Annotated in this window: 23 protein-coding genes; 12 read left to right on the top strand and 11 right to left on the bottom strand. The window is 67.2% G+C overall.

Annotation, left to right across the window (positions count from 1 at the left end; all coding sequences use genetic code 11):
- The first annotated feature begins 30 nt into the window (after positions 1-30).
- The 4 genes from B073_RS46700 (at position 31) to B073_RS0127640 (ending at position 3632) form a co-directional block, all read left to right on the top strand.
- Positions 31-669 (top strand): hypothetical protein, encoded by a 639-nt coding sequence (locus tag B073_RS46700; protein WP_158690234.1) that lies wholly within the window; start codon positions 31-33, stop codon positions 667-669.
- 216 nt (positions 670-885) lie between these two features.
- Entirely contained in the window at positions 886-1176 is a 291-nt protein-coding gene (locus B073_RS0127650; protein ID WP_018541335.1) for a WXG100 family type VII secretion target, read from the top strand.
- Positions 1177-1257: 81 nt separating this feature from the next.
- On the top strand, positions 1258-2460 hold the full coding sequence (locus B073_RS0127645) for a WXG100 family type VII secretion target (protein ID WP_018541334.1): 1203 nt from the start codon (positions 1258-1260) through the stop codon (positions 2458-2460).
- Positions 2461-2489: 29 nt separating this feature from the next.
- Positions 2490-3632 carry a hypothetical protein gene (locus tag B073_RS0127640; RefSeq protein ID WP_018541333.1) on the top strand — a complete coding sequence of 381 codons (1143 nt, stop codon included), beginning with the start codon at positions 2490-2492 and terminating at the stop codon, positions 3630-3632.
- A 69-nt stretch (positions 3633-3701) separates the two neighbouring features.
- On the opposite strand, the gene B073_RS0127635 is transcribed toward B073_RS0127640, so the two are convergent.
- Together B073_RS0127635 and B073_RS0127630 are read right to left on the bottom strand one after the other, a co-directional pair.
- Entirely contained in the window at positions 3702-4058 is a 357-nt protein-coding gene (locus tag B073_RS0127635; RefSeq protein WP_018541332.1) for a hypothetical protein, read from the bottom strand.
- Between the two features lie 45 nt (positions 4059-4103).
- Complete coding sequence (locus B073_RS0127630; RefSeq protein WP_106731974.1) at positions 4104-5399, bottom strand: C2 family cysteine protease; 1296 nt, start codon at positions 5397-5399, stop codon at positions 4104-4106.
- 145 nt (positions 5400-5544) lie between these two features.
- Between B073_RS0127630 and B073_RS0127625 the strand changes: the two genes are divergently transcribed.
- The 4 genes from B073_RS0127625 to B073_RS0127610 all read left to right on the top strand — a co-directional run bounded on the left by B073_RS0127625 (position 5545) and on the right by B073_RS0127610 (position 9527).
- Positions 5545-5859: a WXG100 family type VII secretion target gene (locus B073_RS0127625; protein ID WP_078508209.1), complete on the top strand. Its 315-nt coding sequence runs from the start codon at positions 5545-5547 to the stop codon at positions 5857-5859.
- A 647-nt stretch (positions 5860-6506) separates the two neighbouring features.
- Positions 6507-7652, top strand: coding sequence for a WXG100 family type VII secretion target (locus B073_RS0127620; protein ID WP_018541329.1), 1146 nt, complete (start codon positions 6507-6509; stop codon positions 7650-7652).
- A 438-nt stretch (positions 7653-8090) separates the two neighbouring features.
- Positions 8091-8423 (top strand): WXG100 family type VII secretion target, encoded by a 333-nt coding sequence (locus B073_RS0127615; protein WP_018541328.1) that lies wholly within the window; start codon positions 8091-8093, stop codon positions 8421-8423.
- Positions 8424-8519: 96 nt separating this feature from the next.
- Complete coding sequence (locus tag B073_RS0127610; RefSeq protein WP_018541327.1) at positions 8520-9527, top strand: hypothetical protein; 1008 nt, start codon at positions 8520-8522, stop codon at positions 9525-9527.
- Positions 9528-9755: 228 nt separating this feature from the next.
- Here the strand turns inward: B073_RS0127610 and B073_RS0127605 are convergent, their stop codons facing one another.
- Entirely contained in the window at positions 9756-11288 is a 1533-nt protein-coding gene (locus B073_RS0127605; RefSeq protein ID WP_158690233.1) for a hypothetical protein, read from the bottom strand.
- 623 nt (positions 11289-11911) lie between these two features.
- The gene (locus B073_RS0127600) at positions 11912-12439 is read right to left on the bottom strand and encodes an ATP-binding protein (protein WP_018541325.1); all 528 of its coding nucleotides are present in this window, start codon (positions 12437-12439) and stop codon (positions 11912-11914) included.
- A gap of 122 nt (positions 12440-12561) precedes the next feature.
- On the opposite strand from B073_RS0127600, the gene B073_RS0127595 reads away from it, so the two are divergent.
- Both B073_RS0127595 and B073_RS44505 read left to right on the top strand, forming a co-directional pair.
- Positions 12562-13410: a helix-turn-helix domain-containing protein gene (locus B073_RS0127595; RefSeq protein WP_018541324.1), complete on the top strand. Its 849-nt coding sequence runs from the start codon at positions 12562-12564 to the stop codon at positions 13408-13410.
- Positions 13407-13619 (top strand): DUF397 domain-containing protein, encoded by a 213-nt coding sequence (locus B073_RS44505; RefSeq protein WP_078508208.1) that lies wholly within the window; start codon positions 13407-13409, stop codon positions 13617-13619. Before B073_RS0127595 ends, B073_RS44505 begins: the two co-directional genes overlap by 4 nt.
- 131 nt (positions 13620-13750) lie before the next feature.
- Here B073_RS44505 and B073_RS44500 read toward each other — a convergent pair whose 3' ends face one another.
- The 7 genes from B073_RS44500 to B073_RS0127555 all read right to left on the bottom strand — a co-directional run bounded on the left by B073_RS44500 (position 13751) and on the right by B073_RS0127555 (position 21548).
- Positions 13751-15064: a S8 family serine peptidase gene (locus B073_RS44500; RefSeq protein ID WP_078508210.1), complete on the bottom strand. Its 1314-nt coding sequence runs from the start codon at positions 15062-15064 to the stop codon at positions 13751-13753.
- Positions 15065-15149: 85 nt separating this feature from the next.
- Entirely contained in the window at positions 15150-16691 is a 1542-nt protein-coding gene (locus tag B073_RS48850) for a hypothetical protein (protein ID WP_158690232.1), read from the bottom strand.
- 63 nt (positions 16692-16754) lie between these two features.
- Positions 16755-17087: a hypothetical protein gene (locus tag B073_RS0127575; RefSeq protein ID WP_018541321.1), complete on the bottom strand. Its 333-nt coding sequence runs from the start codon at positions 17085-17087 to the stop codon at positions 16755-16757.
- Positions 17080-18357, bottom strand: a complete 1278-nt coding sequence (mycP, locus tag B073_RS0127570; RefSeq protein ID WP_018541320.1) for a type VII secretion-associated serine protease mycosin — start codon at positions 18355-18357, stop codon at positions 17080-17082. Before mycP ends, B073_RS0127575 begins: the two co-directional genes overlap by 8 nt.
- A 303-nt stretch (positions 18358-18660) precedes the next feature.
- A complete protein-coding gene (locus B073_RS0127565) occupies positions 18661-18954 on the bottom strand; it encodes a WXG100 family type VII secretion target (RefSeq protein WP_018541319.1) in 294 nt (97 codons plus the stop codon).
- Between the two features lie 141 nt (positions 18955-19095).
- Entirely contained in the window at positions 19096-19416 is a 321-nt protein-coding gene (locus B073_RS0127560; protein ID WP_026247784.1) for a WXG100 family type VII secretion target, read from the bottom strand.
- A gap of 464 nt (positions 19417-19880) precedes the next feature.
- A complete protein-coding gene (locus tag B073_RS0127555) occupies positions 19881-21548 on the bottom strand; it encodes a type VII secretion protein EccB (RefSeq protein WP_026247783.1) in 1668 nt (555 codons plus the stop codon).
- 333 nt (positions 21549-21881) lie between these two features.
- Here B073_RS0127555 and eccE point away from each other — a divergent pair, with 333 nt between their 5' ends.
- Complete coding sequence (gene eccE / locus B073_RS0127550; RefSeq protein ID WP_018541316.1) at positions 21882-23108, top strand: type VII secretion protein EccE; 1227 nt, start codon at positions 21882-21884, stop codon at positions 23106-23108.
- Positions 23108-23950: a hypothetical protein gene (locus B073_RS0127545; RefSeq protein ID WP_018541315.1), complete on the top strand. Its 843-nt coding sequence runs from the start codon at positions 23108-23110 to the stop codon at positions 23948-23950. Before eccE ends, B073_RS0127545 begins: the two co-directional genes overlap by 1 nt.
- Positions 23951-23968 lie beyond the last annotated feature (18 nt).

Below are 23968 nucleotides of genomic sequence, written 5' to 3'. Positions count from 1 at the left end.
GCGAGAGACCAACCAAGGGGAGCATCCCGAATGACCGAGATAAAGTTCTGCTTTTCGCAGGACGAGTCCGCAAAGCAATTCATGGCACTGCCCGGCTCTGAGGCATGGGGAGCTCTTCAACCGGGAATGGGGCGGTTCGATGCCGCGTCCCCCCTGGCCCGAGTTCACCGCTACAGCGGAAGCGACAACCCAGAGCCGGCCTTCGCCCTCACGGCAGCGGCAGAGCCCGCCCATACCCTGTGTACCGTCGCCCCCCAGGCCGATTCCACTCCCTCCCAGACCGTGTATGCGGTACATGACGGATCCGGCCGGTTCATCGGTCGGATCACTCACGGGCGCTCCCCACTGGGAATTCGCCAGGCATGGCGCATCGAGGACGCGGCCCGGCAATGCAGCGCAGTCGCCTATAAAGGGAATATCCGCGGTTGGGTGGCATATTGGGCAGGCTCGCCGTTCTGGGTCATAATGGCGTTGGTCTACCTCCTCAACGGCGACCTGCACCCGAGCCGTTCACTGTGGAGCAAGCCCCACCGCGCCCGCTGGCGCATGCGGGCCGGCAGCGGACCGAGAAAGGCCGCCCTCGACTTCCAAAACGGCCGATACCGCGCGGACGCCGGAGTTCCGGATGTGAACCTCATCTACGCGCAGGCCGTGCTGTACGGCGCTTAGAGGCAAGGGCACGGGCACTCACGACCCACACTCAGCGTTTTGCGCCAAATCCGGATTCCGGCCCGTCCACAAGGCTGCGTTAGGGTGGCCAGATGCGCCGAACCGCGGTTGCCGTGCCGGTCGGTGCACCCTGCCCCACCGGCGCGGAACGAGATTCCGTACGGCTGCGGACAGGTTCACTGTGACGAAACAGCCGGGCGAAGGGGGAATCGCATTATGGCGACGGACTTCAAAATCGATGTCGGGCGTATCCAGGAGATGCTCACCAAGCTCTCGGAGGCGGGCGATCGCATGCGGGACGCACAGCGCCGCCTCGAAAAGGTGGGCCCGAAGACTCTGGGCACCGACGGCCTCGACGATGCCTGTGACGAGTTCCAGGATCAGTGGGGCGACGGCATCAAGCGCATCACGAAGGCGTCAAAGGAAATTCACGAGAAGCTCAAAATGACGCTGGACGCCTACCAGGCAGGCGAAGAGGAAAACGCCAAGATGATGGGCAAGAAGTAACCATCAACGCAGTCCGGCACCGATCTGCCCGGCAGCAGAGAACAGTTCAACCACAGGGGGAGACACATGTCTTGGCGCAGCATGTTCATCGAGGACGACTCGGCCTGGCCCGGCGTCGGCTTCAATCCGGCGAAGGGAGACCTGGACCAGATCCAGGCACTCGCGTCGGATGTGAAGTCCGTGGGCGACGAGCTGGATGAGCTCGACCATATGCTCAAGTCGATCGGCAAGAACGACGGCGCATGGGAAGGCGATGCGGCGCATGCCTTCGCGAAGAAACTCGGCGAACTGCCCAAGTACCTGCGCCAGGGCAGTGAATCCATGCACGACTGCGCCAAGGCCCTACGAGGCTGGCACACCCATCTGCAAGGGTTCCAGGACAAGGCCGGAACGATCGAGGCCGAGGCCGCGTCGGCCCGCAAGCAGCTGAAGTCCGACCAGGACCACTACAACAGTCTGGCCAAGCAGTACAACTCGCTCAACCTGGCCACGGTGGACGGCAATGACCCCGGGTTCAAGCAGCTCGTCAATAATTGTTCCGATGCCAAGGACGCGGCCGACAGGTCCAAGGACAAACTGGAACATCTCATACGCGAAGCCGAACGCATCCACGCCCAGTGGAAAGACCGGGCCGGCGAGGCCGAACGCGCGATCCTCAAGGCGTCGGAGAACCACCCACCGGACATCCACTGGTGGAACAGGGCCATCGACGGCCTGAAGTCCGGCTTCCGGGCATTCACGGACTGGCTGGTGGACCACGCCGATCTGTTGTCGACCATCTCCTCGGGACTGGCCGCGGCCGCGCTCGCCTGCGAGTTCGTCCCGGTCGTGGGGACGGTGGCGGGCGGCGTACTCGCGGGCGCCTCCGCCGTCTGCGCCGCCGGAGCCATGGCAGGTCACTGGATCGGCAATGCCCGCGGAAACGGCACACCGGGATGGAAGATCGGGCTCGATGCACTCGGGGTCATTCCCGGAGTCGGCGGCGTCGGGAAGTCGGCACTCGGGGGCGCCAAAACAGCTGTGGGTCTGGCAGAGGGCGCCAGCACGCTGGGAAAGGTAGCCGCCGGAGCGAAAGGGCTGGTCCGGGGCGAGAAACTCGGCGAAAAAATCTACGAAGGGATTCGGTCCCCCCTCAGCCAGAAGGGCATCAACATGCTCCTGAAGGGCAAATTCCCGGAGGGAAAGGTGCCGAGCGCCGTGGAGGCCGGCATCCAATTGCCCATCAAGGCGGGGTCGTTCATCCATGGCGCCGCGAAGCAGCTCTCCGGCGGTGAAGAAGAATAGGACGTCCGGCGCAGCGCAGGGAACAGAACATGCCGAATGAGACCAGCGACACCATGACTACGACGATGCCTCCCTCTCAGCAGAAATCAACCAAACTGCGTATCGGCTGGATCATGCCGCCGTTCGTCCGCGAACTCCCCGTCGATGCCGTGGATGACGAAGCGGCAGCCACGCAGCTGTACGAGTTGGTCACGGACCTCCTGCCGAATCATCCGCAGGATCATCAGTACCGCTTCGCGCTGGGTCTTTCGGCGCAGTTGGAACCCATGGTGGAGGCCGATGTCATCTACGCCGGCCTCTGCCCGCTCGAAGTCGAGGGGCGGCCGAGCCTGTCGACCATGGTCGTCAGCCAGGTGGTGCACGACGGTGCGGACGAGTCCGAGGCTCTGCGCAAGACACGCGAGACCCTCGAACGGAAGTATCCGGACGACGACTGGGAACCCGTGGAGTTGAACTGCGGGCCCGCCCTCATCCGCGTCGGAACGTCCTCGTACATCATCAGCGCGGAATGGTCGGCGTCGGGCCGCGAGCTTCCGGTTACCCAGTCGCAGATGCAGGCATATATCCCCCTGCCCGGCACGGCAGAGATGCTGATATTTGAACTCAGCTCGCAGGAGGGTGAAGACTGGGATCTCCACGCCGAGCTCTTCCGCGAGATCCTGAACACGGTCGACTGGGGCACGGACCAGGAGATTGCGGACTACCGCGCCATGCGGAGCGCACCGTCGGTATCGGCCCCCGCCGATCCGGACGAGGCCGTCAAGAAGGCCCTGTACCTGCACTCCAGCAGGCTGCTCGACGCCATAGCCTTGCGCGGACGCGTGGGGGGCCAGGACCCCGTTGCCGTGATCACCTGCGCGGACTGCTGGGCCGAGGGCCTGCGCACTCCGTGTTCCGCGAAGCACGTGTGGCACATCGATCTCGTACCGGCCGGTGAGCTTCCCGGAGCGCTGTCGCGGGTGGCGGCGGAATTTTCCGCCAACGGTTGGGAATCGGAGACGACGGAGGCGGGAGACACCGTGCACGCGCGGGAGGTCGACACTTCCGGAAATCGCGTGGGTCACTCGTTCACCCTTTCCCTCGACGCGACCGCCGTCCGGCTCACAGCCGAGGTGGCTTCCCCTTGCACCCGCTCCACGGGCACCACCCCAACCGGCTCCGTTTTCGGGTGAATTGAGGGGTAGCCAGGCTGAGTCAATACGACCCTGGACCCCATTCCGTAACCGCCCGGCCCGAGCTACTCAGGGCAACAGCAGCCAATCAGTGGCAATCGCGGCCGCGAGTCCCACGCCGAGCAGCCAAGTGCCCAGCCGCGTACGCCCGTTGCGGGCGAGTTCGATGACGATCCCGCAGAGTATGAGCGCCGCCCCGTACACCCCGACCACCAGGACCGAGTGGCGGGTCGCCAGCCGCACCACGAGCAGCACCGCCATCGCGGCCATCATCACCGAGGCCAGCACGACCCGCACCCGGCGCGCCTGCCTCGGCGTCAGCGCCATGCGACCCCCCTCGGCCTGGCCACCCTCGACCTGGCCGTCCCCCTCCCCCGCGTCTCCGGAAGTGGGCTGCTCAGCCTGCTTGCTCGCCGCTGCATCCATGAGCGGGAATGCTACGGGAGTCCGAAGGGTCCCTCCGCTCCGGCGTCACCAGGTCTCGATCGCCCAGCACTTGTTGAGGTAGTTCCGGACCTCGTCGAGGGAGAGCCAGCACTCCCACATCTTGCGTGTGGCACCGTCGCCCCAGGGGTTGCCGAGGCAGATCCGGCCGCCGGCCACGTCGACGTCCTTCACGAAGTAGGCGTGGCTGGCCGCCAGCCGTCCGCCTGCCAGCCTCTCACGGTCGTTCCCCTTGCCCCAGGTGCCGACGGCGATGGCCTGGCCGCGCGCCCGCCGGTCGGCGATCTCGTGACACAGCCAGGGCGAGTGGTAGTCGAGCGGCTGTGGCTCCCGGCCGGTGAGGAGGCTGAACGCGTCGTTCACGAAGCCGCCGATGACGTGTTCGTAGCCGCCGCGGAGCTTCGCGACGGCCTTCTCGTAGTAGCCGGGCCAGGTCTCCGCGTAACGGGCGTCGTCCGTGTGTCCCTTGGCGCCCCACAACATGCTGTGGCCGTAGGGCAGATCGGGCACCGTCGTGATGTCGACCGGCCGCCCCTGCTCGTAGAGGGTGCAGGTCACCGTCCCGTTGGCCTCAAGTCGGAGATGGCGGGGTGCGTGCTGGGGATTGGCCTGGATCACCCCTTGGACGCTGGTGAGAAACCAGCAGGTGCCGAACCGCCCCTGGTCCATGTCCTGCCAGGACATCGCGTCGGACGAGCCGGAGACCCGCTGCCAGTTCTGGGTGAAGTAGGCGCCGTCGACCTTCGCGAACGGCCCCTCGGGCAGTACCCAGCCGTGGTCCGCGCAGGCGCAGTCGGGGTCGTACTCGGGCTGGCTGCACACCATCCAGGTGCCGACCAGCATCGCCGCGTACGGGCTCACCGTGCGCAGCAGCCAGCCGAACAGCTCGGCCTGTCGGCGCCAGTCGTAGGCAGGTTCGCCGTGCTCGTCCTCGACGTGGGTGAGCTCGTCCCATCGCTCCAGGCCCTGCCGGCCCCAGCGGCGGACCACCATGTCCAGCTCGGTCGGCGGGAGCGGCACCAGGAGGCCCGCCACCTGGTCCAGCAGCGACCGCGCGCTGTAGCGGGTCTCGTCGGCGAACAACACGTTCCACGCCTGCGCTCCGACGGCCTCGGCCCGCTGCGGGTTCGGCGGCGGGCCGGGCGGCTGCCAGGGAAGTTCGACCAAGGGGTGACCGTCCTTGGTGTAGTTCAGCCGGCTCAGCCCGACGCTGTCACTGACGCCGCGCACCAGGTCGACCGCACCGAGCACGGCCCCGCCGCCGGGGATGAAGTCGGCCGCGAAGCCGGCCACTTGGCGCCAGTTGTTACGGCCGTATCCCACCGGTCCTCCCCCGTACGGCTGCTCAACCGCCCGTGGGAGGGGCAGTGTACGCAGAGCGTGTGGCCGGTCTCGCACCCTGGGGTCCCGCCTTGACGAGTCCTTAGTACGATGTGAGGCTCACAATCGCTTATGAAGGGTACCTGACATGGGGGACTCCGGGTTTCGGGTTGAGCCCGAGGCAATCGGAAGTTATGCGTCAACGGTCCGTGAGCAGGTGGAACAGCTCAGGACGATCCAGAACGCGGTAGCCGGCATCCAGATCTCGTCCACCGCCTTCGGTCACCTGCCGAACGCGCAGAACCTGGCGGAGGCGTACAAGGAGCACGCCGAGGCGAGCAAGCAGAACGTCGCCGACCTCGTGAACGCGCTGACGAACACCGCCGAAGGGCTTCACTTCACGGCGCAGAACTACTCCGAGCACGACCAGGCGGTCAGCTCGTCCTTCGGGGGCGCACGGTGAGCCGAAGCCACTCGCACTCGACTCCGCACCGCTCGTCCGGGTCGTCCGGGTCGTCGCACAGCGGGTCGTCGCACGACGGGTCGTCCAACCACCCCAGCCCTTCATCGAGTGGGTCCACGGGGTCCTCCGGGTCCACCGGATCTTCGGGCTCCACCGGTAGCACCCGTCCCAGTCATCCCGACGGGGACAACCCCCAGACGCCGAGTCAGCACCAGAACCGGCAGCCCGATCAGGACCAGCCGAACCCGAACCACAACCGTTCCGACCGGCAGGGCGACGACGGCGGCGGGTCGGGCGGCGGCTCGGGCAACGGCGGCTCCGGCGGTGACGCAGGCGGCGGCGATGCCGGAGCGGACGGAGACTCGCCGGGCGGCTGGCGGGGCATCCTCCAGGAGGGCGGCAAGTCCGCGGCCCAGAAACTCGGCGAAAAGGGCGGCGAGTGGGCGGGGAACAAGCTCTTCGGGGGCTCCGAAGACAAGGGCGGTGAAGGCGGCGCGGGCGGCGGTGAAGGCGGCGCGGGCGCAGGCGAAGGCGGCGCGGGCGCAGGTAGCGGAGAGGCCGGTGGGCGCGAATCGTGGTCCACTCTCCCCGCACCGGCCGGACCGGGTGGCGGATACCCGGGCGTCTCCGGCGGCGGCTACCCGGGCGTGACGACGGGCCTGGTACCGGCCGGGGACGCGTACGGCTGGATCCGGAAGCCCAACCCCGCGCCGATGGCTCCGCTCCCCGAGGCGGCCCATCCCTCCCGGGGCGGGATCGGCGGCATGCTGGACGAGGCCGTCGAGTTCGCTCTTGAGAAGTCCGGCATGTTGAAGGTGCTGGAGAAGGTCACCGGAGACCTTGCCCAGCTGAACGCCGCGGCCGACGCATGGCAGAACCAGGCCAAGGCCGTGCAGTTGGTGGCCGAGGAGCTGAGGACCAACGCCAACCCCCTTTCCCGGCAGTGGGAGGGGCAGGCGTCCGGCGCCTTCAGCGGCCACATGGGCGAGGTGGTCGAGGCACTCGACTCCACCGCCGAGGGCATGTCCCAGACCGCGAAGATCATCAACTCGGCCGCGCAGGAATGCGCACAGGCCGAGGGCATGATCATCGAGATCATCAGCGAGGCCATCGAGGCGCTGATCGCCTCCCTCGCCGCCGAGGCCGTGATCGCCGTCCTCACCGCCGGCATCGGTCTCATCGCGGACGCGCTGATCACCGAGGCGGAGATCGCGGTCTTCGTCGCCCGCGTCGCCAAGGTGTCCGAAGAGCTCGCCACGAAGCTGGAGGAGCTGCTGAAGGCCCTCAAGGAACTGGGCTCCGCGGTCAAGGCGGTCAAGAACATCAGGACCGCCAAGAACGCCCTCAGCGGGATCAAGAAGGTCGAGAAGGCCGTTGAGGGGGTGCGTGAGTTCGGCAAAGGCGGCGAGGGCCTGGGCAAGGTGGGCAAGGACATCTTCCAGAACCGGTCGCTCGCCGGCGCCGAGGAGCGGCTCATCGACGCCGGGCTGCGTCAGGGTGTCAAGAGTGCCGACTCGTTCGTCACGGGCAAGATCAGGGAAGGGGTCGAGTCGGGGGTCAAGTCCGGCCTCGGCATCGATGAGGACGACCCCGTGACGTTCGCCGAAGACCGCAGCGGCAAGGGCTTCGGCAAGGCGGCGGGCCAGTCGGCCTGGGGCGCGGCGAAGGAGGGACTGATGAGCGACACCAACAAGGAAGCCGTCAAGCAGGAGATCCTGCACGACACGGGCCTCTCGGACGAGCCCAAGCCCTACCGCGTCGACCGGTCCAAGATCGACACGCCCTTCGGGTAAGTACCGCCCTTCGGTACCGCCCTTCGCCAGGGCGGTACCAACCATCCTCGCCGGCCGGTCGATCGACCACTGAGGGGGCACCGTGACAACCACGGTGCCCCCTCAGTGCGTTCTGGCCGCGAACCGGACGCAAGCCGGAACCGAACCGGAACTGAGGCGGGCGCGAACCACCATCAGGCCGCAGCCGCACCCGGCACTCCGCACACACCAACCCCCCACCCATCCGTCACCCGAATTCCACCGGTTCACCCCATTCCCGGCAGGCCAATTCTCTACAATCTCAGGATTGTTGACCCGGGTCCATCGCCAGTTGGCGATCACGCCACTTGCCTTGACATGATTGCGCGCAGATCGCCTACTGTGGAACCGGCAGGCGTTAACGACACGTAATGATCATGGTGCGGTGCGCACGCGCATCTCAGGGGGAATACAGGGGAAATGGTGGCGGGCAAGGAATTCGATGTCGATCCGGACGTACTCCGGACGCAGGGAAATGCATTCGTCCACGTCGGCAACGACTTCTCCAAGGCGTCGAAGAAACTCCAGGACGACCTCAAGGGCATCGGTGACCCTTGGAAGGACTGCGATTTCGGCGACATCTTCGACACGATCTACACCCCCATCCGGGACGGGATGTTCACGTCGATGGATTCCCTGGGCGAACGCCTGCAAGGCATCGGCGACAAGCTCCAGGAAATGGCGCGTTCGTACTCCGAGTCCGACGAGCAGGGCGTCCACACCATCAGCGCCGTCGGCCGCCCGGCCATCTGACGCACACCCCGCCGGCCGCCTTTCCTTCCGGTCATCCGGCACCTCCCTTTCACCCCATCACCCGCATTCGCCTACACCGCACGGGGGACGAGCACTGTGTCACTGACGCTGCCGAGCGAGGTCACCTGGGTCCTGGACCTCCTCGGCTACAACTGGCCGAACGCCGACGAGGACAAGCTCCACGAGTGCGCCCAGGTCTGGCGCAATTTCGCCGAATCGGTGAACGAGGCGCACGGGCAAGGCGCTTCGGCGGCCAACGCGGTGGTCTCCGCCAACTCCGGTGGAGCCGTGGAGAGTTTCCAGAAGGAGTGGGGCGCATACGACGGTAGCGGTGGCAGTGGCGACAACTACTTCCGGGACGCCGTAGCGGCAGCCGAGGCCATCGCGCTGGCCTTCGACGCCGCAGCCGTCGCGGTACTCGCCGGCAAGGTCGCGGTCATCGCCCAACTCGTCATGCTGGCCGCCGAGATCATCGCGGCCCAGGCCGCCGCGCCTTTCACTTTCGGTACGTCCGAACTCGCCGCGGCCGGCGCCACCCAGGCGACCCGTCTGATCGTCCGCGAGATCCTCGAAAAGATCAAGCGCGAGGTGATGCAGGCGGCGACCAAGGCCATGGAGCACGCCACCATGGACGCCATCAAGAAGCTGGCGAAGAAGGCGGTTTCGAAGGAAGCCCGCAAGGTCGTCACGGACTACGCCAAGCAGCAGATCAAGGAAACGGTCAAGGACACCGTCAAGGAAAAGGTCGTCGACGCGGCCAAGGAAAAGGCCAAAGAGGCCGGCAAGGAAATGGCGCAGAACGTCGCGCAGCAGGGCATCGAAACCCACTTCGGTGAGCGCGACGGCATCAACCTCGGCGAGACCGCCGACATCGGAAAGAAGAAGGCCGAGGAATACGTCGACGGCGTCAAGAAAGGCGCCGACGACCTGACCGATCCCAAGACGTACATCGACCACGCCAGGGACGACCTCACCAACCGCGGCCTGGACCACGCCCAGAAGCAGGTGGACCAGCACACCGGCGGCGCCGCCACCCGCCACCAGGGCGCCACCGACGCCGTCAAGGACGGCGTAAAGGGCAGCGTCCAGGACGTCTTCGGCTGAGCACCGCCCCCTCCCGCCCGGCCACCCCCGCCCCGGCCGGCCTCACCCCAGGGCCGCTGCACCCCGACCTTCCCGGTCCTGCAGCGGCCCCGTCGCCTTCCTTCTGCAGCCTTCTCGTTCCCTGCAGCTTTCACGACGGAACGGCACCCCGGCACGACTCACGCTGCGCCCCTCCGGCCGACGGCTTCGGTCAGAGGGGCATGTGACGGGACGACGTCGGCCCTGCCGTCAGCCCTCCCCGCCGACGCCGGGGACGGTCTTGCGGACGAAGGCACGCCAGTCTTCCATCAAGGTGCGCCGGTCAGTGTTCATGTGCTGCGCGTAGTACCCACGCTCAGTGTGGTAGTTCGGCTTCCGGTACATCGAAGTGACGAACTCGAAGGTCGTCTTCTCACCGTACTTCTCGGCCATGTACCGGATCGCAAGACGTGCCAGCACGTAGTTCCGGTGCCGCTCGTTCGCGTCCTTCGCATAGAAGGCTTTTGCGTCCGATTCCGGTGTTTCGCCGAAGACGAGTTTGGAGCCCTTCAGGGTCCGTTCGGTGTCGGCCTTCGCCGCCGCGGGATTGTCGCGCGACTCCATGTATCCGGCGAATCCCTCGGAGATCCAGCTGTCGACCTCGATGGGCAGGTCACCGCGTGCGCTGTTGTAAGGAGCCACCATGGCATGGGCGATCTCATGCCGGCCGATCTCCCTGACGCCGCTCTTCCAGTCAGGTTCGGTGAACCGACTCAGCGAAGAGTCCATGACGATGCGCGATCCACCGAACTGGAGCGTGTCGTCGTACTTGGCACCGAACTTGGACAGGCTGAGATTGACGCCCGCTTCCAACGAGTCGTTCTTCGCACCCTTGCGGTAGAACTGCGAGTACACCTCGCGCTTCGGCTCCAGCACCACCAGGGCACCCGCGGACAGCGCGGATTTGTCCGCACCACTGCGGCCCCAAGCGGTCACATCGTCATCAGCCGCCTGGGAGATGTACGGGGCGAAGCGCTGGGTGTCCGCGGCGTGCGACTTGTCGGAGATCACCACGACCCGGCCCCCCTTCCACACCGTCATGTCGTCGTAGACGTCCCACGGTGCCGGGTAGAACGTGGAACTGGTCTCCGGGAAGGGATGGGGCGACCCCTGGACATCGGTGATCACCCGGTGGCCCGCCGCATTCGACCCGAACGTGAACCGGTACTCCTCGTATACCGGTGCTACGTCGACATTCTTGATCTGGTGGACAAAGCTGACGCCTTGCACCGTGTCCGCGGCGCCGGCCGCCCAGGAGGTCTTCTCGTAGCGGGCGACGGTGAACGGTATCTTCACCAGGTTGCGGAACACCTTGCGCTGCTGCGCCTTGAGCTCGTCCCCCTGGAAGGAGGCCAGATACGCGTTCTCGTCCTTGTTCTTGAGGGCCTCGGTGAGTGACGCGTACACCGGATTGGTTCCCTCAAGGCCCTTGACGGGAGTCTTCTTTGGGCCGATCAGAAACAGCGCACCGATACCCAGCGCCAGGACGACGCACACCCCCAGCACGACAAGTCCGACGGTCTTTCCCGTTTTGCGCTGTGGCGGCCGGGGCGAGGCCGGGGGCATGAACGGCGGGGGAGCGAATCCTCCGGGAGGCGGTCCTTGGAGCTGCGCTTGAAACGGCCCTTGAGGCGGCGCATATCCATTCGGCGGCGGCCCTTGCGGCTGCTGCTGAGGCGGTGGAAAGCCACCAGGATAAGGCTGTTGTGGCACGTTCGGCGGCTCGGTGGGCTGGTAGGACATACTCCCCCTTTTTTGACGGACCGGAGACCCGGCTGCTGCGTCACGGCAAGGCCGACGGCAGCGACGGCAGCAAGATCGGGACTTCGGCTCAGACTACGGCGCCGAATCCCATATGGGATCTTCAGGGGGTACTCATGGGTAATTTGGGGGTAAGTGAGCGGCGAATGCATGTATGGGTATCAGCGACAGCGCGCTCCCTCCCAGGAGAACCTTTCTCGCATACGCCTCCGCAACCCACTGCCCCCGAACGACTGGTCACCGCTGCGCTCAGCACGATGCATGACGATGGGTCCGCCTTCCCCCCCGTCACCGCCGCCCACCCGAAGGCAGCACGCCCCCCTCCACGCCGACGCACACACCGACCACGCCACCCGCCCGCTCTCCAACTCCCCGATGATCGGGGAAGTTTGATCACCCACACCACCGGGCGGCCGAACGCGATCCGACCGGGCCACGGCCGGCCCCCTGGGCTCGCCGCACAGGGCCGTGATGTCGCCATCACCTCGACGGGCACAGCGGCCGCCGCCCTGTCGCCGCTGCTTCTCCTCCCGACTTCCGTCCGCCCCCTGCCTTCCGCCGGTACCCCGCCGACCGCCCCGCCCCGTCCGTCCTCCACGGCAGCCTCAGTGCCCCGCCGCACCTGCCACCCGGACGTACTCCGCCCAGACGGTCTTCCCCGGGCCGCCCTGCCGTGGCACGACGCCCCAGCGGTCCGCAAGGCACGCGACGATCAGCAGCCCGCGCCCGCTCTCCGCGAGCCCGTCGCACCCGTCCGCACCCGCACCGGCTCCACCGCCCGGAGGGACCATCGGCAGCCTCTCGCTCCGCGTATCGGACACCTCGGCACGGAAGCGGAGGGCCCTGGTTTCGGCCGCCGCCACGGAAACCGTCAGGCGGAGGGCGAAATCCCGTCCGGGGACGTGGCCGTGCCGTACGGCGTTGGCGGCGAGTTCACCGACGATGGCGCTGACGGACTCGTTGATCTCGGTGTCATAGGCATACCCCCACTCGTCGAGACGGTGCGAGGTCAGCCGCCGGGCCAGCCGGGCGCCGCGCCGCGTGGAGGTGAAACGCATCGCGAACTCACCGATTCCGGACTGGGTTTCGTCGATCCGGGAAAGTACCCCGGAAGAGCGGACTGTGCTGTTCATGGCCCCAACCCTCCCGTCGCCGACATACCTTTGACGAGGAGTGATGCGCTGACCACGGTGCGTTGTACGCACCCGGAAGGCGTGGGTACGCAACGGGTGCCAGGCCCGGGAAGGCAACAGACATGGACGACGACGGCCAGCGGACCGACGACGATGAGCAGGCGGAGTACGAGCCTGAGTCGGGCATCCTGAAGGTGTTCGGACGCCAGCTCAAGCGCCTGCGAGAGTGGGCCGGCATGGAACGCACCGAACTCGGCGCGAGAACGGGCTACTCCCCCTCCACCATCGCCTCGTACGAACAGGGGCGGCGCATCCCGCCACCGGAGTTCATCGACCAGGCGGACGGGGTCCTGGGCGCACACGGCGTCCTCATCGAAATGAAGGAGGAGGTGGCGCGGGCCCGCTATCCGGCGTTCTTCCGGGATGCGGCCAGATTGGAGGCCAAGGCAGTCGAGTTGCACGTGTTCGCGACGAAGGCGGTACCGGGACTTCTTCAGACTCCGGAGTACGCACGGGCTGGGTTCACCATGTGGAGGCCCCTGCTGGACGAGGAAACGGTCGAACAGCGGACGGCGGCACGACTGGAACGCCAGGAGATCTTTACCCGGAGGCCGCTGCCCACCATCAGTTTCGTCATCGAAGAGGCGGTGCTGCGCCGCCCTCTCGGTGGACGACCCGTTATGCGCGGCCAGTTGGAACAGATCCTGCTGCACGGTCACCGCCGCAACGTCGAGATCCAGGTGATGCCGACCGAGCGGGAAGAGCACGCAGGACTGGACGGGCCCTTCACCTTGATCGAAACACACGATGGGCGGAGGATCGCCTACGTGGAGGGGTACAAGAACAGCCGTCTGCACACGGCGCGGAAAGTAGTCCGGGAGATCGAGGAACAGTACGGAATCCTCAGGGCACAGGCGCTCACACCGCGCGAATCGCTGTCCTTTGTCGAGAAGTTGCTGGGAGAAGCATGAACATCGAAGAGACTGCGCAGGCCATACCCGAGTCGGCCTGGTTCAAGAGCAGTTACAGCACCGGTTCGGGCGGCGAATGTGTCGAGGTCGCACCGGGCACCGCTGCCGTGCATGTTCGCGACTCGAAAGACACCACACGGTGCGCACTGACTGCGTCCTCTAGCGCCTGGTCCGCATTCGTCGACTTCGCCGTAGCGCACGCGTCCTGACGGACACGGCGAGCACCGTCCTCTGGAACACGGGGTGGGGCGCTGCAAACGCATTGGGGTCCGCATCCCGAAGGGTGCGGACCCCAATCAAATTCGTCTACTTTTCGGCTGATTCGCCCTACGGCAGAGCCTTACCGGCCGGGCGGCGGCGGGTAGGAACCGGGCGCACCGGGCTGCTGCGGCGGAGCCTGCGGGTAGGGCGCGTAGCCCCCCGGGCCGCCCGGACCACCGAAGCCGCTGGAGCCGCCAGGCGGCGGGCCATTACGCCGACCCTTCTTTCGCACCACCATCACGATGACGACGATGACAACGACGACGAAGAGCCCGGCCCCAACCAGCATCGCGATGAAGAGCGGACTCCAGCTCCCCTTCTTCGCGGGCTGCGTTGCGGTGTCGCTTCCGTTGCTTCCCGCAGAAGCTGCCTGACCGCCTGTCCCTGCGGAAGACGCCTGGTCCTGCGGCATCTTCAACGGGCCGTTTTTCGGGCCGGCGGGAATATCACGCGTCAGCGCCGCGAGCGGCTGAATGTAGCCGTAGCCGTACTTTTGGTCAGGGAGAGAGATGCCCTTGGCCGAGTTGGGCAGCCCAGCGGACCTGACCATGCGGTTGAGGATCTGGCCAGCAGACAGATCAGGGAACTTCGCTCGAAGAAGCGCCGCAGTAGCAGACGCGAAGGCAGTGGCATCCGATGTTCCGGTGTCCTTTTGGTACTTGGAGGTACCACTGTCGCCAGCAGACACGATGCCAACGGCAGGTGCCGTCAACATCACCTGTGGGCCGTAGTTGGACCCGGACCAAATTTCCCCGGTATTTTGAACTCCGCCGACGGCCACGACCCCGGGGTAGCGCGCAGGGTACTGGATGGCGTCGGGGCCACCCTTACCGTCGTTGCCAGCTCCCGCAAAAATCAGCACGTTGTGCTTGAGGGCATAGGAGACGGCTTCAGCCTCTCCTTCGCCAGTCGAGCCTGTCATCGAGATGTTGATAATCGAAGCGCCATGATCTACCGCATAGCGGATAGACGAGGCGAGACCTTCTGTCTTCAGGCCGTTGTCCCGCAGCGGCAAGATCTTGGCGTCCGGCGCTAGCCCCTTAACGCCCGATTCGCCTCCGGGCCCATGCCCATGGCCGGCGATGTTAGCGGCCATGGAGGTGCCGTGAGTGTCACCTGCCTTCGGTTCCGCAGAGCCACCGTCGTCAAAGCTCTTGCCTGGAAGGACATTGCCCTTCAGGTCCGGGTGTTGAGACTGAACCCCGTTGTCGATTACTGCAACGGTTACCCCCTTGCCCGTAGAAACCTTCCAGATCTCATCAGCCTTGAATGCCTGTAGAGGCCACTGCGCGTCTCTGATCTGGTCTGCCGATGCAACCGGCGCGGTGCCGAAGAGCAACGCTCCCGCCACAACCGCGCCGCCGACCGCACGCAGCGTCCGCGTGAAGCTCATGCTGTACACCTCTCTCAACAGGATGGGGCCCTCTGCTACGCATCGGGCCCCGTCTTGTTACTGCCGAATTGCCAACGACAGCTTCCTACTCAATGACCTTCGGAGCAATGTTCCGCTCCGGCGTCCAGGTCTCCTCGTCCTCCACCAGGTAGTCAGGGCGCTCGCCGTTCTGGCCCTTGTTGTCCTTGCCCTTGGCACCGTGCGCGCCGGGCGCTCCCGCCATACCGGCAGGACGACGGCCTCCGGAGCCGGCACCGGCTGCCGCACCACCGCGGCTACGGTGCAGGCCCGAGCCACCCTGTCCAGCAGCGCCGGCCTTGCCGCCGCTACCCGCGCCGACGACTCCGCCCTTCTGACGGGCCAGGGGGTTACCACGTCCGGCGCCACCGGCGCCCTTCGCGCCGCCCTTGGCTCCCGCGGCACCGGCCATGCCGGGCATGCCAGCGCGCCCGGCGCCGCGACCAGCAGCACCAGTACCACCGGCACCGGCGCCGCCGCCCTTGATGCCGGCACCGGCGCCCTTGCTGCCGCCGCTGCCACCGATCAGGCCGCCAGCACCGCCGCCGATTCCGGGGCCGCCGCCCAGAGATCCGCCACCGGCGCCACCGCCGATGCCGCCTCCGCCATGCACACCACCACCGAGCCCGCCGGCGCCACCGCCGATGCCGGTACCACCGGCGCCACCGGCGCCACCGCTCGGAGGATTGAAGCTCTCAAGTCCCGTGTTCACCTTGGGTCCGAGCGAACCCGTGCCGGGCGCAGGAGCACCGACGCCGCCACTGATGCCGGGCGTGCGAGGCATGTCGAGCTTCGGTGCCTTGATTCCGCCTGCAGAGCCACCAGGCCCCTGGCCCATCCCTGAGATCGACGGGCGACCTACCTGGCGGGGTGCCGTTGACCCAGACGAGATCGGCATGGGAATGGGGGGCGGCGGGTCGCCTCCGGGAGGCCCCGGGTAGTCCTCATGGTCGCTGACATGCTTCTGGACCTTCCACGTGCCCATGGCCTTAGCCTGCGATGCATAAGCAGCCCCCAGCTGCTCCATCTTCACCGCCATGCGCAGCTGTTGCTCTTTACCCGCAGAAAGATTGCCCGAGTTTCTGTCGAGAGCATCCTGCGTGGACAAGTTTTTGTTCGCCAGGTCAGCCTTCAGGCCGGACTCGTCGCGACTGCCGCCGTCCTCAAGCCAGTTGACGGCGCTGTTGGCGCCGCTGGGCTTCTCCATCGACTCGATCTCTGGCTTGAGCTGTTCGAGGATGGTCGCGGCGTTCGTCATCGCCTTGGAGGTGTAGTCAGCGTAGGACGCACCATCGGCGATTTTCTTGCTGATTTTCTGCGCTTCAGCCTTGAACTTCTCGGCAGCGTCACCGTGCCAGCTCTGAAGCACTTCGTTCACCGCAGCGTCGAAGGCACCCTTGACGCCTCCGCCGCTGCCGCCGACCAGCTGGTTGTGCACATCCGACCAGCCCCGCGCCACATTGTGGACCTCACTCGGGCTGGATGCCTTCACCATCTCCTTCATGGTGTCCATGTCCAACTCGGCGAAGTTTGTCTCGTGCTTGGCGTTGTAGCACATCGTCGCCGGGATGTACTCGTAGTCGTCGTACTCCGCACCACCGCTGCTCACGATCTGGTTCCCCCTCTACTGCTCTCCATGCTGACCTCAAGCTCTCCCATACCGGCTTCCATCTCAGGTACCGGACATGTTCGCGGCGGTGTCGGCTTCCTGGTTCTGGTAGTTGCCGTGCACCTTCTTCGTTTTGGTGCCGAACTTGTCCGTTACCGCGTGGAGATGCCCGATGATCCCCTCGATGGCGTTCTTCATTTCCGTGTGGGCCTTGTGCAGCTTTTCCGCCTCAACGAAATTGACGCCCGCAGAACCGGTCCCCAGCGCGTTCGGCGAAAGCGAGGTCTTGTACTGGGCGTCGGAGTGGGCACCTCCGAGATCCTTCAGGATGCCGTTGAGCTTCCTGATGGTGTCCTCAAGCGCACTCAGGTCAACCCGATACTGCTCATTAGCCATTCTTGGCCTCCCCGTGTGATGTCAATCCGGTCTTGCGGCGCCAGTCGCGCAGGGCGATCGAGGAGCCCACGACCGCGGCGACGGCCAGCAGGCCGCCACCGACGATGTAGATGGAGATGCGCGCCCGTCGTTCCTCGGTGGTTTCGCCGAGGGTGGCGACGACCGGCAGGATCTTGGAGCCGGCGGCCACATCGGACGGTTTGTCCGGTGTGGGTTCGGCGGTCGGTCGGGTGTCGTCCTTGAGGGCGGCGACCGGGTCGATGACGCCCCAACCGATGTTGTCGTCGCGGTCGCGGCGGACGCGCTCGGCGGTCTGCTCCAGGTGCCAAATGATCTCGCGCGGGCTCCACTTGCCCTTGCCGTCCTTGTGCTTGGCCACGAGGAGGGCGGCGGCTCCGGCGGCGTACGGGGCGGCGAAGCTGGTGCCCTGGTCGACGCAGTTGCCGCCGAGCGGGACGGTGGAGACCATGTCGACGCCGGGGGCGGCGATGTTGACGAACTTGCCGGGCTGGGAGAACGACGCGCGTTCGTTGTTGCGGTCCGAGGCGGCCACGGCCAGCACGTTGTCGTAGTTCTCGCTGTACGCGGCCGGGTAGATGTTCTTCTCCTCGCCGCTGGCGCCGCTGTTGCCGGCCGCCGCGACGATCAGGATGCCGGCCTGCTGCGCGTTCTTCACCGCCTGCTCCAGCGGCCCCAGTTGGCCCCTGCTGGCGTTGGTGCCCTGCGAGATGTTGATGACGTCGACCTTGGCGGCGATCGCATCGTTGATGGCTTTGGCGAGGGTGTCGGCGGTGCCGGCCTTCTCGTCGCTGGTCTGCTGGAACGGGATGACCTTGGCCTTGGGGGCAAGGCCGAAGAAGCCGGACGTCGCGCTGGGTCGGGCCGCGATGATGCCGGCGACCTTGGTGCCGTGACCGACCTTGTCCTGGGTCGGCTTGCCGCCGACGTACGTCTTGCCGGGGCCCTCGATGGCGTCCTGGAGCTGCTTGTTGCCCGCGTCCACGCCGGTGTCGATGACGGCGATCTTGATGTCCTCGCCCTTGCCGCTCGCCCACATCTGGTTGGTGAGCAGACGCTGGAGGGACCAGGGGGTCTCTTTGATGTCGTCGGTGCCGAACTTGCACTCACCGCTCTGCAGCGGGGTGTTCCCGTCCGCTACCGCCGGCGCGGCGGCGGCAGTCGACAGGCCGACGAGGCACGCCGCTGTGACCAGTGCGCCCGTCGCGCGGCGGCGGTGCCCGGTTCGTAGACCAATGGCGCGAGATCCCACGGGTTTTCTGCTCTCCATAGCGGTTGGATGGGGCAAGGCGAGGGGTTGCAGGAAGACAGGAGACGACAGGGACAAAGGAGACGAGGAGGCGGTCGGAGTGAGGAACGGCGGGTGAGGGATTGGTGGCGACGGGGGGAAGCGTTGTGAAGAAGTCACCCCATCGCATCCGCGAGGCATCATCGGACGGCAGAAGGGCGAGCGCACTGGTCCTCCAGCGCGCTCGCCCTCATTGACCACTGTGCGAGCCGTCGGGGGCTGCTCAGCCGTGTGCCATCTGTGCCTTACATCCTCGCGGGTGCGAGGTCAGGAGCCCCAGATGCTGGCGTTCTTGCTCTCGGTGCTCTGGTAGTTCTGAGCAGCGGTGTCCAGCGCCTTGGCGATGGCCTCAAGCGTCTGCTGCAGGTGCGCGGCGCGCTGGTCCCACTCGCGCTGGCGGGCCTGGTAGCCCTCCTGCGCGGCACCTTCCCAGCTCGCGGCGACCTTCTTGACGCCGGCCTCGAGGTCGTCGAGCTGCTGGCGGATGTTGTTGGCGGTCTGACGCACGTCGGAGCTCGCCTGGCTGATCGTGTGGAAATTGACCAGGATCTGGCCGGACATGGGGTCTCCTCAGGAGTTGATGCTGCCTAGTCGAATCACGTGCCGTGACGGCGGAACGAAATCGGAACCGACCGGAACCGGAACCGATCTGCCGGGCCACGGCGAGGTGGGCACGGGCGCCGGGTCAGCGGCGCGGCCCCATCATCCGAACGGGGATGCCTGGGCGGTGACGTGCGAGATCGACTGGGCCTGCTCCTCTTCGGAGCTCTGGTAGTTGCCCGTGGTCTGGTCGACCGCTTCCTTGATCTCGGCCAGCAGCTGGTTGATCCGCTTGCCGTCCTCGTTCACCTGCGACTGCAGCTGGTGGTACGAAGAGGCCGCCTGGCCCTTCCAGCCCGAGGTGATGGAGTCGACGACCGTCTGCAGACGCTGCAGCTCCCCCGTGATCGCGTGGTTGACCGAGTCGATCTTGCCGCTGAACGCGACCATCTCCTCGTGCGTGAGTGTGAACTGACCAGCCATGGTCAACGTCCCCCATGAGACTTGTACGTCGGCCGCGCGGTGCCGGAAGAGGCGGTGCACGGTTGGCATCTCCTGCTGACGCCTCCTGTCACATTACCTACTCCACACGCCTGTTCCCAACAGGGGGACGGCTGTTGTGACGGGATCACAACAATGTCAACTGGGCGGCAGGGAAGCGTCGTTCGGCGGAAACAGACAGATGGGGCGTTTCGGTCGGGCGGTAGTGAAGGTTCCGGGGAGATGTGGCGGCCGGCGGGGGCGTGCTGCGGGGCATGCGGCCACCGGCAGCAGCACGACCGCCCCAGGGGCGCACGCGCACCGACAGCGAAAGATGGAAACGAAAAGCGGAAGAGGCCGCGCCGGGCCCCAGAAAGGGTTCCCGGCGCGGCCTTACGCGGCTCTCAGGCCGCCCCTCACGCGGTCTGAGAGCCGCTGAGAGCGACCCCCAGCCCGCCCCCCGGCCGTCAGGACGCCTGCGGCTTGCTCGCGCTCGGGACGTCCAGCTGCGGCCCCGCGGAGAGCAGCTTGGACCACGCCTCCAGGATGAGCGGCGGGTGCGCCTCGCCGTAGCCGAGGTGGACCTGTGCCTGGTCCTGCTCCTGCTTGTCGTTGCCGGCCTTGCTGGCGGAGTCGTTGTTCCGCGGGATCGAGTAGCGCAGGCCGGTGTCGGTGACCAGGAAGAGGCTGCCGGAGTTCGCCTTGGGGTTGGCGACCTGCTGGTACAGCAGGCCGCTGCCGGGGGTGACGTAGGTCGAGGCACCCGGGGCGATCTTGGCCGGGTAGTCCTTGCCGACCCAGGTGCTCATGTCCGGGAGCCCGTTGGGGTAGCCGAGCTTCTCGACGCCCGGGAACTTGGTGGTGGTGCCCTTGTAGACGCTGCAGGAGACGCCGTTCGACGTGGGCGAGCCCAGGCCACCGGTCTGCGAGCCGTGCGCGAAGTCGTTGGCCGCGGTGACGGGCTCCTTGGGCCAGGGGTTGTCCAGGTCCGTTTCCGGGATCTTGCCGGCGAAGACCAACGGACGGTTGTCGGCACCCAGCTCCACGTGGCGGATGCTTCCGGTGGCGACGTTGATCGGTTGCAGCGCCTTGCCGGTGTTGCCGTTCACGGCCGCCGCGTTGGGGCCCTGCTCCAGGAGGTTGGCCACGAAGTTGCTGACCTGCGCGACGCCAAGGGGTTGGACCACGTACTTCTGGCCGTTGCCGTCCTGGAGGATCGAGCCGACCTTGCGCGCCTCGGGCGGGACGTCGTCGAAGGGGTACTGGGCACCCGCACTGGCCATGGTCGGCATGGTGATCGGGAACGGGCTCTTGACCAGCGTGTTCATGAACTCGGCGGAGACCTTCTGCGGTTGCGCCTGGGAGCCGAAGATGATCCGCCGCAGGGTCCGGTCGGCCTCGACGTCGGCGTGCTTCAGGCCGGTCTGCGCCTCCTTCAGCGCCTGCGCCGTGTCGGCGATCATCTGGAAGGCGTAGCCGTTGCTGTCCACCAGCCACGGCACCCCGTCGGGGTCCTCGACGTACAGGGCCTGGTGGAGGTCGAGCTTGCCCTTCTTGGTGTTCTGGATGTCCAGCTTGTCCTTGCCGTCGAGGACGAAGACCGCCTGCTGGCTCTTGCTGTTCTCGCCGCTGCCGGGGCGGTCGCACACCGCCCAGGTCTTGGGCTTGTCGACCTGTTTCGCGTCGGGCAGCCGGTCCGGGGCATACGGAATACCGACGGCCGGGCCGTGCGCCAGCTTTCCGTCCAGCTCCGATTCCTTGACCTTGACGACCTTGAACTTCTTCGGGTCGAGGAGGAGTTTGGCCGAGGCCAGATTCAGAACGGGGTGCAGCAGCTTCTGCTTCTGGCCGTTTGCGTCCTTGCTTTCCAGAACGACATAGCGTGTGGTGCTTTCGTCCCCGACGAGGACATTTGCCCCCACGGTGTCCCAGCCCTCCGGCGCGACCGGCTTGAAAACGCCCACGGCGCCGAACCCCACGGTCACCAGGACCGCCAACACCACACTGGGCACCACCGCTTTCAGCGGCCTGGGGGCGCTTTCGATCGAGCCGTTCGGCAGCGGCTTCAGAAATGCCGCATTCGTACGCTTTCGCGCGAACGAATACGCATTCAGCTCGTCCCGACGTGATGCCATTGTTGCTTTCTCTCCCCGCCTGTCGGATCCACATCGACCGCCCCCGGCACTCACGCCGTAGCGCCCTCTACTATGCCGTGTATCGATCGAGCCGTACGGTACGGGTGCCACCTTCCAACGCACCAGTCCGCGAAGCGGCAGCCGATACGCCTAAGGCACACCACCAGTAGAGGAGCAGGCCGGGGGATGTCCAGCGCCACCAGGGCTCGACGCCGCAACGGGCGGCAACAGCAGCAACAGCCTTCCGCTGCACCGCAGAACGCGGGAAATGAGGGCCAAAACGGTACAGCTCCCGGCAATGGGGGAAATGACGGTCGGGCCGCGGCCGGACCGGTGTCGCCCCGGCTCCGCCAGCAGGCCGGCACCATCGGCGGCGTACGCGTCCAGCAACTGGCCCTCGTCGAAATCGCCGCGGCGCTGGTGCTGGTGGGCCTGGCGGCCCAGAACCCGGTGGCGCTGGGCGTGGCCGCGGTGGTGGCGGTCGTCCTCGTCGTCTTCGCCCTCGGCCGGCGGCGCCGGATCCCGCTGCCCGAGTGGATCATCACCGTGCGCGCGATGAACCGCCGCAACAAGACCGCGGGCGAGAACCTCTCCGCCACCCAGGGCGTGGACCCGGCCTTCGCCCCCGTGGTCGAGTGCGACCCGGCGCTGCGCACCTACGAGTACACCGACAACGAGCAGCGCACCGTCGGCTTCGTCGGCGACGGCACGTTCCTGACCGCGATCGTCCAGGTGGACGCCCGGGACGAGCCGCTGCGGCCGGAGCGCGGCCGCCACATGGTCCCGCTGGAGATGCTGCACACCGCGCTGGACGTCGAGGACATCCACCTGGAGTCGGTGCAGTTCGTCCAGTACACCCAGCCCGCCCCGGCGCCGCACCTGCCCGAGCAGGCCGTCGCGGCCCGCTCCTACGCGCCGCTCCAGGCCCAGTCGCAGACCCCCGCGATCCAGCTGACCTGGATCGCGCTGAAACTGGACCCGGAGCTGTGCGCGGAGGCCATCGAGGCCCGCGGCGGCGGCATGGGCGGCGCCCAGCGCTCCCTGCTGCGCGCCGCCGACCAGCTCGTCAGCCGCCTCACCTCGCTCGGTGTGCGCGCCAAGGTGCTCGACGAGCGCGAGGTGGTGGCCGCGGTCGGCACCGCGGTGTGCGTCAGCCCGCGGGCCGCGAACGGCGCGCTGGGCCGGGACGGCCGGGCCGCCCGCCGCACCCAGGAGACCACCCGCGCAATGCGCTGCGACGACCGCTGGCACTCCACCTACTGGATCGGCCGGTGGCCCCAACTCGGCCGTGGCGGCGCCCCGTTGGCCGCCGTCACCCAGCTGCTGAGCAGCACCCGGGCGATGGCCAGCACCTTCGCGCTGACCGCGACGCACGGCAGCGGCCGGCTGCCTGCCATCTCCGGCTACATCCGGCTGTCGACCCGCAGCGACAACGAACTCTCCGCCGCGCAGAACGAGTTGGAGCACCGCTCCGGCTCCGTGAAGGTCGGACTCGTCCGGCTCGACCGCGAGCAGCTGCCCGGCCTGCTGGCCACGCTTCCCCTCGGAGGTACCCGCTGATGGGCACTCCCGCATATCAGTCCCGCGTCAGCGTCAGCAGCGACGGCTGGCGCACCCCGACGAACCACGGCATCGCCGGCGGCCGGCTCTCGCACCAGCCGCGCCCGGACGAGGAGGACTCCGGGCCGACGGGGCCGAAGCCGCGCCCCGGTTTCGGGCTGCGCGGTCCGCGGCGCAACCCACACGTCCTGACAGCCGAGTCGCTCGCCGCGCTCACCCTGCCGGTCGGCGACGACGGCGTCATCATCGGCATAGACCCGCAGAACCAGCCGGCCGTGCTGAGCCTGCTGCGTCCCGCGCCGATGGAGATCGTGCTCGTCGGCAGCATGTGGATGGCGCAGACCCTGGCGCTGCGCACGGTCGCCACCGGTGCCCGGGTCGCGGTGGAGACCGCCCGGCCGCCGGCCTGGGGCCAGATGGCGCAGGCCGCCGGCGGCGGTCAGCAGTGCGTCTCGGTCTTCGACGTGCGCCAGATCGCGCCGCAGGGACCGTCGGTTTCCAGCCCCGTTCTGGTCGTCCGCGACATGGGCGCGCGCCCCCCGCGCAACCAGCTCGCGCCGAGCCCCTGGCAGACTGTGCTGACGGTGCTGCCGTTCCTCGGCCCGCGCTCGCCGCAGATGCTCGGCCGGGCCGACCTGGTCGGTCTGCAGCGGCTCTCGCCCGAGGAGGCGGAGGTTGTGACGCGGATCATGCGGCTGCCGGAGAACGTCGGCGCGGTGCTGCCGACGCTGAGCGACAACGCCATGCTGTGGTGCCGCCGTGACGGCGGCCACCAGTTCGTCATGACCCAGCCGACCGAGGCGGAGACCAACCTGCTGGGCGGTCCGCGCCGTATGGACTGACCGCTCTCACCGGTCAGT

Origin of the sequence: Streptomyces sp. MspMP-M5 (assembly GCF_000373585.1) — a bacterium.
Lineage (GTDB): Bacteria > Actinomycetota > Actinomycetes > Streptomycetales > Streptomycetaceae > Streptomyces.
Note: the sequence above shows the minus strand (reverse complement) of the source record. Positions and strands in the feature narration are given on the sequence as shown.